This is a genomic window from Pseudoalteromonas sp. GW168-MNA-CIBAN-0100, from assembly GCF_040309225.1.
Taxonomy (GTDB): domain Bacteria; phylum Pseudomonadota; class Gammaproteobacteria; order Enterobacterales; family Alteromonadaceae; genus Pseudoalteromonas; species Pseudoalteromonas arctica.
The window spans coordinates 1-327 of record NZ_JBEOOL010000312.1 but is presented as its reverse complement, the minus strand read 5'-3'; the positions used below and the strand labels follow the sequence as shown (position 1 = coordinate 327).

General features: G+C 45.9%; 1 protein-coding gene. It reads left to right on the top strand.

Translation table 11 applies throughout. The annotated features are described in order from the left end of the window. Window positions 1–56 precede the first annotated feature (56 nt). Window positions 57–327 (top strand): protein adenylyltransferase SelO family protein (locus tag AAEY62_RS21260; protein ID WP_350636347.1); only part of this gene is annotated, 271 nt, incomplete at its 3' end.

Below are 327 nucleotides of genomic sequence, written 5' to 3'. Positions count from 1 at the left end.
CCTACAGTGTAGGCGATAATCGTGTAGGTATAAGCCAACAACAGTAGAGGGTAGTTATGAATTTAATGCCAAGGTACAGACAAGTAGCCGACAATTTTGCAATTGAAGATCGCCCATCTAAGGTGGCCGCCCCACAGCTATTACTATGGAACGACAGCTTAGCTAAAGCGTTTAATATTAATGTAGTTCCTGAATTACGGGCCAGTACTTTTAGCGGCAACGAACAGCAAGCAATTGCAGCGGTTGCACTGGGATACTCAGGGCATCAATTTGGACATTTTTCACCTCGTTTAGGCGACGGGCGTGCTCATTTGCTAGGTGCAGTAG